The organism is Clostridium sp. ZS2-4 (assembly GCF_026719745.1).
Classification (GTDB): Bacteria; Bacillota; Clostridia; order Clostridiales; family Clostridiaceae; genus Clostridium_H.
This window is the reverse complement of record NZ_JAPPRQ010000013.1, coordinates 24130-31065: the sequence shown is the minus strand read 5'-3', so window position 1 is coordinate 31065 and position 6936 is coordinate 24130. Positions and strand designations below refer to the sequence as shown.

At 31.1% G+C, this 6936-nt stretch carries 4 protein-coding genes and 1 other annotated feature; of the genes, 2 read left to right on the top strand and 2 right to left on the bottom strand.

Annotation, left to right across the window (positions count from 1 at the left end; translation table 11 throughout):
- Nucleotides 1–378: 378 nt before the first annotated feature.
- The gene (locus OIO11_RS02630; RefSeq protein ID WP_268069793.1) at nt 379–1821 is read right to left on the bottom strand and encodes an alanine/glycine:cation symporter family protein; all 1443 of its coding nucleotides are present in this window, start codon (nt 1819–1821) and stop codon (nt 379–381) included.
- A gap of 304 nt (nt 1822–2125) precedes the next feature.
- Here OIO11_RS02630 and OIO11_RS02625 point away from each other — a divergent pair, with 304 nt between their 5' ends.
- Complete coding sequence (locus tag OIO11_RS02625) at nt 2126–3307, top strand: CaiB/BaiF CoA transferase family protein (RefSeq protein ID WP_268069792.1); 1182 nt, start codon at nt 2126–2128, stop codon at nt 3305–3307.
- 147 nt (nt 3308–3454) lie between these two features.
- On the opposite strand, the gene ilvA is transcribed toward OIO11_RS02625, so the two are convergent.
- On the bottom strand, nt 3455–4675 hold the full coding sequence (gene ilvA / locus OIO11_RS02620; RefSeq protein WP_268069791.1) for a threonine ammonia-lyase: 1221 nt from the start codon (nt 4673–4675) through the stop codon (nt 3455–3457).
- Nucleotides 4676–4728: 53 nt separating this feature from the next.
- Nucleotides 4729–4961 (bottom strand) — a binding site (T-box leader).
- Nucleotides 4962–5549: 588 nt separating this feature from the next.
- Between ilvA and OIO11_RS02615 the strand changes: the two genes are divergently transcribed.
- Nucleotides 5550–6899, top strand: a complete 1350-nt coding sequence (locus OIO11_RS02615) for an NCS2 family permease (RefSeq protein WP_268069795.1) — start codon at nt 5550–5552, stop codon at nt 6897–6899.
- The last annotated feature ends 37 nt before the right edge of the window (nt 6900–6936 follow it).

The following is a 6936-nucleotide window of genomic DNA, read 5'->3' as shown; positions in this document are numbered from 1 at the left end:
CTGAATATATTAGAAGTATCAGTAAACTTCTTAAAATAGCAGCTTAATTAACATATCCACAATTACATTTAAACTTACATGCTACGCATACCTTTTTATCAAAAGGCTTTTTGTTGTACCTTTTTTTGAACAGTTTCAAGTGAATTTTTAAAAGGTATCCACATTTTTAATTTTTAAATTCTGCAATCATCTAAAGTTAAAGTTTATAATTATATATTCGAGTAAAAGTAGTTAAACTAAAATACAAAAGATTTATAAAGTTTTATTTTCTTATGATCAATTAATTATTTTAAGTTTTTAAATGGTGTGCTTATAAAAAAAAGAGCTTCTACCTCTTATATATTATAAAAGTAGAAAGCTCTTATAGAATTATGTTTTTTAAGCTTCTAGAATATCGGCTTGTGATTCTTCCCAACATTCAGTATTTTCTAGACCTTCTATGTTAGATGCATAAAATACGGGATCTTTTCCTTCTTTTTTTTGCTTAGTATAATCTTTTAACGCAGCGAAAGCTGTATTTGAAAGTTTTGCAATAACAATTAAATTGATAATAGCCATTATTGCCATGAATAAGTCTGCCATATCCCAAACTATTTGAATCTTAGAAACAGATCCAAAGACAACCATTCCAACTACTGCTAATCTATAAATTAATAACCAAATTTTATTTGCATTCATAAATTCAATATTTGTCTCACCATAATAGTAGTTTCCAACTATAGAACTAAATGCGAAGAGCAAAATACATAAAGCTATAAAGGTATTTCCCCATGAACCAACTTGTGAGCTTAATGCAGCTTGGGTGAGTTGAATTCCTTCTAGTTTTTGAGTATTAGTATAAGCTCCTGAAATTAAAATAATGAATGAAGTTGCACTGCAGATCAAAAGGGTATCGGTAAATACACCTAGAGTCTGAATAAGTCCTTGTTTTACAGGGTGAGTTACGTCAGCAGTAGCAGCAGCGTTTGGAGCACTTCCCATTCCGGCTTCATTTGAGAAAAGACCTCTTTTAATTCCTATGATGACAGTTGCTCCAAGACTACCGCCAACGACTTGTTCTATACCAAATGCATTGTTAAAAATAAGTGCAAATACTGAGGGAATAGAAGAAATATTTTTAAATATAACAAATAATGCAACTAATACATAACCTACAGCCATAACTGGTACAATTAATTCAGCTACTTTTGCAATCCTTTTTATTCCACCAAAAATAACTAGTACAGTAACTGCTGTTAGGCATATTCCTACTACAAGTCTGTTAATACCAAAAGCTTCCTCAAAGGCAAAGGAAATAGTATTTGCTTGTACGGCGTTAAATACAAGTCCAAAGGATACAGTTATTAAAACTGAAAAAAGAATTCCTAACCATTTTTTGTTCAGCGCTTTTTCCATATAGTAGGCAGGACCACCTCTATATCCATGTTCATCTTTAGTTTTATAAATTTGAGCTAAAGTACTTTCAACAAAACTTGAGCCAGCACCAATTAAAGCAATTAACCACATCCAGAATACTGCCCCAGGGCCACCAGAAGAAATAGCTATTGCTACACCAGCTAAATTACCAGTTCCAACTCTTGATGCAGTACTGATACAGAAAGCCTGAAAAGAAGAAACACCATGAGTTTCTTCTTTTTTTGAAGAAACAGAATTACTTGCGCCATCTCCTAATAATCTAAACATTTCTCCAAAGAGTCTAAATTGAACAAAATTAGACTTAAAAGTGAAATAAAGTCCAAGTAAAATAAGTAATACAATAAGTACATTGGACCCAAGCAGGGTATTACATTCAGAAACTATATTTTCTAAAAAATTTAGCATTAAAATAGCACTCCTTTTTATGATAATTTATAAAAACAACTATACGATTGTATCAATAATTAACTTAAATATCAAATTTTTATATATTAGGACTTTTCAGAAAATAATGTTATATATTTCAAAGCTATGCTTTAAACTTTATTAGTGTAGTGGGATTGACAAATTTAAAATGTTAAGAATAAATGGAGAATTTATGTTATAGGGCTAATAGAGAGTTAATTAAAACATTATATCAGTATTTGGAACATTATTATAATTTTGTTATAATTATACGTATATTAAAAAATTATATGGAGGTTATGTTATGAATTTGCCGTTAGAAGGAATTAAGATATTAGACCTTTCCAGATATCTTCCAGGTCCACTTTGCACACAAATATTAGCGGATTTTGGAGCAGAAGTTATTAAGATTGAGCCCCCAAAAAGTGGAGAATTGGGAAGAAATTTAGCACCACTAGTTAAGGGAGAAAGTGCTCGTTTCTATACAGTTAATCGTAATAAAAAAAGCATAACTCTGGATCTTAAGAAAGAAGAAGGAAAAGAAATCTTTAAAAAACTAGCTGCTAAGTGTGATATAGTATTAGATCAATTCAGACCAGGTGTTATGGATAAGTTAGGATTAGGATATGAAGTACTAAAAAAAGTAAATGAAGGATTAATTTATTGCAGCTTAACTGGATATGGACTAAATGGTCCTCTAAGAAATACTGCAGGACATGATCTTAACTATTTAAGTTTAGCAGGTATTATGGAACAAACGGGAAATCCAAATGAAAAGCCAGCCATCAGTGGAGTACAGATTGCCGACACTGCAGGAGGTTCATTGTATTCTGTTATTGCTATCCTTTTAGCATTGACCAGTAGAGCAAAAACTGGTAAAGGACAGTTGTGTGATGTAGCTATGCTGGATGGTTCTATTTCTCTTTTAGCCTATACGATAGGAGAATGGTTTGGTTCAGGAAAGCTTCTAGAGAGAGGAAATGAGGCACTAACAGGTGGATATGCCTGTTATCATATTTATGAAACAAAAGATAATAAATATGTAAGTCTTGGAGCCGTAGAGGATAAATTCTGGATAGAATTTTGTGAGAAATTAGATAGAAAAGAATATGCCTCTCTTCAGTGGAACAAGGAAAAGCAGGCTGATATTATTGAAGATATTAGCAGTATTATATCACAGAAAAATAGAGAGGAATGGGTTCAATTTTTCTCCAACAATAACATATGTTTTACGCCAGTTTTAAATATGGAAGAGATGTGCATGCATCCTCAGGTTGCTGCAAGAAATATGGTTACTAAACTTTCAAACTTTAGAGAATCAGGGAAAGATGTTGTTTTAACAGGAGTGCCGATAAAATTATCAGATACTCCAGGAGAAGCAAAATATATTTTTGCAGAATTAGGTGAACATACTGATGAAATGCTAGCAAGTATAGGTTATCCAAAAGAAGAAATAGACAGTTTTCGTAAAAATTCAGTTATATAAATAAAGTAGACGAGCTTAAGTAATTTAATAACTAAAAGGAACTAACGATAAAATTATTTCTATGTTAGTTCCTTTGAATTATAGTTGTAAAGAAAGTTGTGAAAAATTAAATAGCATTGCAAATCAGATTATAAGATTTTAAATTTATTAATATACTCTAACTATGCTGTAACCAGCTTCATTTAAATTTCCTATTATTTCATTAATATGTTCATGACCATTGGTTTCTAAAGTTACTTCTAACTGTACCTGCATAAATCTGTCAAAGGCTTTAAATTGATTATGATCAAGCTTTATTACGTTAGCATTCAGTGTAGCAAGTATTTCTGAAATTTTTAAAAGTTCTCCAGGTTTATCAGGAAGGTCTACTGTAAAGCAGAACAATCTTCCTTTTGAAACAAGACCTCTGTTTATCATAGAAGAAATTGTTACTACATCTATATTTCCACCGCTTATAACACAAACTATTTTTTTGTTTTTATCATTTATTTTTTTTAGGGCAGCTAAAGATAATACCCCAGAAGTTTCAGCAATTAATTTTTGTTTTTCAAGTACAACTAAAAAAGCTTCCATTATATCAAAATCTGATACTGTTACAATTTCATCTACATAATTTTTTATAATTTCAAAGGTAATATCACCAGGTTTTTTTACAGCTACTCCTTCAGCAATTGTTTTTACTGTATCTAAACTAACAACTACATTTTTCTCCACTGATTTTTTCATAGCTTTAGCACCTTCAGGTTCTACACCAATGATTTTCACTTTTGGATTTATAGCTTTAGCGGCAGCAGCGATACCGCTTATAAGTCCACCACCACCTACAGGAACAACGATGCAATCAACATCCTTTAAGTCTTCCAATATCTCTAATCCTATTGTTCCTTGTCCAGCAATAACATCTAAATCGTCAAAAGGATGAACAAAAACATAGTTGTTTTCTTCTTGAAGTTCTTTAGCTCTGGCGTATGCTTCATCATAGTAGTCTCCATGTAAAACTACATTTGCTCCATAGCTTTTGGTAGCTGCTACCTTAATAAGTGGAGTTGTTTTTGGCATTACTATTGTTGCTTTAATTCCAAGTTTTTGAGCCGCATAGGCAACCCCCTGAGCGTGATTTCCAGCAGAAGAAGCTATTACCCCTCTTTTCTTTTCTTCTTCTGATAATTTACTAATTTTATTGTAAGCTCCTCGTATTTTAAATGCCCCAGTAATCTGTAAATTTTCAGGTTTTAAATAAATTTCATTTCCACATTCATTACTAAAAATAGAACTGTACATGAGTTCAGTTTTTTTTGATACCCCTTCAAGTATTTTAGCAGCTTCTTTCACATTTGTAAGGTTTAATGAAGAATTTGAATTTTGCATTAATTTTGCCCCCTTTAAAAATTTAAGTAAATAAAAAGTCCTTGAAAAAATTTTTCAAGGACGAATTGATATCCGCGGTACCACCTTAATTGCATATAGAATATGCCTATCTTTTGGGTTCAATCAAACCTAAGTCTTTTATCGGGACTAAACGGTATATCTTACTACTTTTCAGATACACAGCTCAGGAGTGATACCTATAGTATCCGTCAGTGTCGATTTTCAGCAAATACCGACTCTCTGTAACTGATTTTGATAGAATAGCCTTCTCCGTCTACGCAATTTAAATTATATAGTATATTTGATTATATATTTTATAGGTTTTTATTTTGAATGTCAACAATAATTTACAATCTGCAATTATATTTTTACATTATATATTACGGATTTTAGAAACTATATTTTTAGGAATATTGCATTAGCTAAAAAAGACGTAGATTTTTAAAGATAAAGGATAAGAAAAGACAATAGCTTAAGTTTAAAAATTTAAGAATTGTATTTTATCAAAATGGTAAAATATATTACTAATTAATACTATAAAAGTAGTTACTGAAAGTATTCAGAAGAGAGCCTTATCAATGTGATAAATTTTATCACATTGATAAGGCTTTTTTTAAAATCCATAGATACAAAATCTAAGAAACATGGGATTGGCACAAATAATGCTAGATATAAATTTGTATTATCTACAAAATTAGTATATTAAAAAATGACAAGCTTTTCAGTTGAATGTTATATGACTGAAAATTCAGTATAATTTTTGAAAATCCAACCCTAAATTCAAGAATAATGGATTGTAAAAATTTACGATCCTTATTATATAAATTTTAATTAAGGGGTGATTTTAGTGAACAAAAACACTGAAACTATCAAGATTAATGACAGTTGGCTAGAAAGGACGTTTAAGCTGAAACAGAGCAATACTACAGTGAAAACTGAAATTATTGCAGGTGTTACCACATTTTTAACTATGGCTTATATCATTGCAGTAAATCCAGACTTTTTATCGACTACGGGCATGGATAAAGGTGCGCTTTTAACATCAACATGTATAGCAGCAGGTATTACTACAATTTTAATGGGACTTTATGCAAACTTACCTTTTGTTTTAGCTTCAGGTATGGGACTTAATGCTTTCTTTGCTTTTTCAGTATGTGGAGCAATGAAAGTACCATGGCAGATTGCTTTAACAGCAGTATTTTGCGAAGGCATTATATTTATTATTCTTTCATTAACAAATGTAAGAGAGATAGTAGTTAATTCAATACCAGTATCTTTAAAAATAGCTGTAAGTGGAGGTATTGGACTATTTATAGCTTTTATAGGATTCCAAAATGCAAAAATTGTTCTAAATGATGATGCAACACTAGTTGCATTAGGTAGATTTAGTGATCCAAGAGCGGTTATTGCTGTTATAGGAATTGTAATTATTGGTATATTAGTACACAAACAAGTAAAAGGTGCAATGCTTTGGGGAATTTTATCTTGTACAGTTATAGCTTGGGCTTATGCTCTTGCAATTGGACCAGAACAAGCTGCAAAAGTATATCAAATTTATTTACCAACAGGACTTTTGGGAATACATAGTATGGCACCCATAGCAGGAAAGTTAGATTTTTCTGTATTTGGAAGTAAAGAAGGAATTTTGACACTAGTATCTATTTTATTAACATTCCTATTTGTTGATTTCTTTGATACAGTAGGAACTTTAGTTGGAGTTGCTTCAAAGGCCAATATGATAGATGAAAAAGGAAATGTATTAAGAGCAAAACAAGCGTTATTGGTTGATGCTATTGGAACTACTATGGGAGCGTGTATGGGTATATCAACTGTTACAACTTATGTTGAAAGTTCAGCTGGTGTTGCAGAAGGAGGAAGAACAGGTCTTACAGCCGTAGCAGCAGGTGTTTTATTCTTAATATCAGCATTCTTTGCCCCTGTATTTATGGCAATTCCAAGCTGTGCAACTGCACCAGCACTTATTATAGTTGGATTATTTATGATGCAAAATATAACTCAAATTGACTTTTATGATTATACTGAGGCTATACCAGCTTTTTTAACAATAATATTAATGCCTCTAACATATAGTATAGCTACAGGTTTAATGTTTGGCGTTATAGCATATGTATTATTCAATGTTTTGGGAGGAAAGAAAGAGAAAGTTTCTATAACCATACTTATATTGGCTATAATCTTTGTGCTAAGGCTCATAAGTTTATAAAAATAGACATAGGATAATATTGTAATTGAAAAGTAAA

Coding starts and splice junctions, on each gene's coding strand:
- OIO11_RS02630 (WP_268069793.1), bottom strand. CDS start 1,821: ATGCTAAATTTTTTAGAAAATATAGTTTCTGAATGTAATACCCTGCTT.
- OIO11_RS02625 (WP_268069792.1), top strand. CDS start 2,126: ATGAATTTGCCGTTAGAAGGAATTAAGATATTAGACCTTTCCAGATAT.
- ilvA (WP_268069791.1), bottom strand. CDS start 4,675: ATGCAAAATTCAAATTCTTCATTAAACCTTACAAATGTGAAAGAAGCT.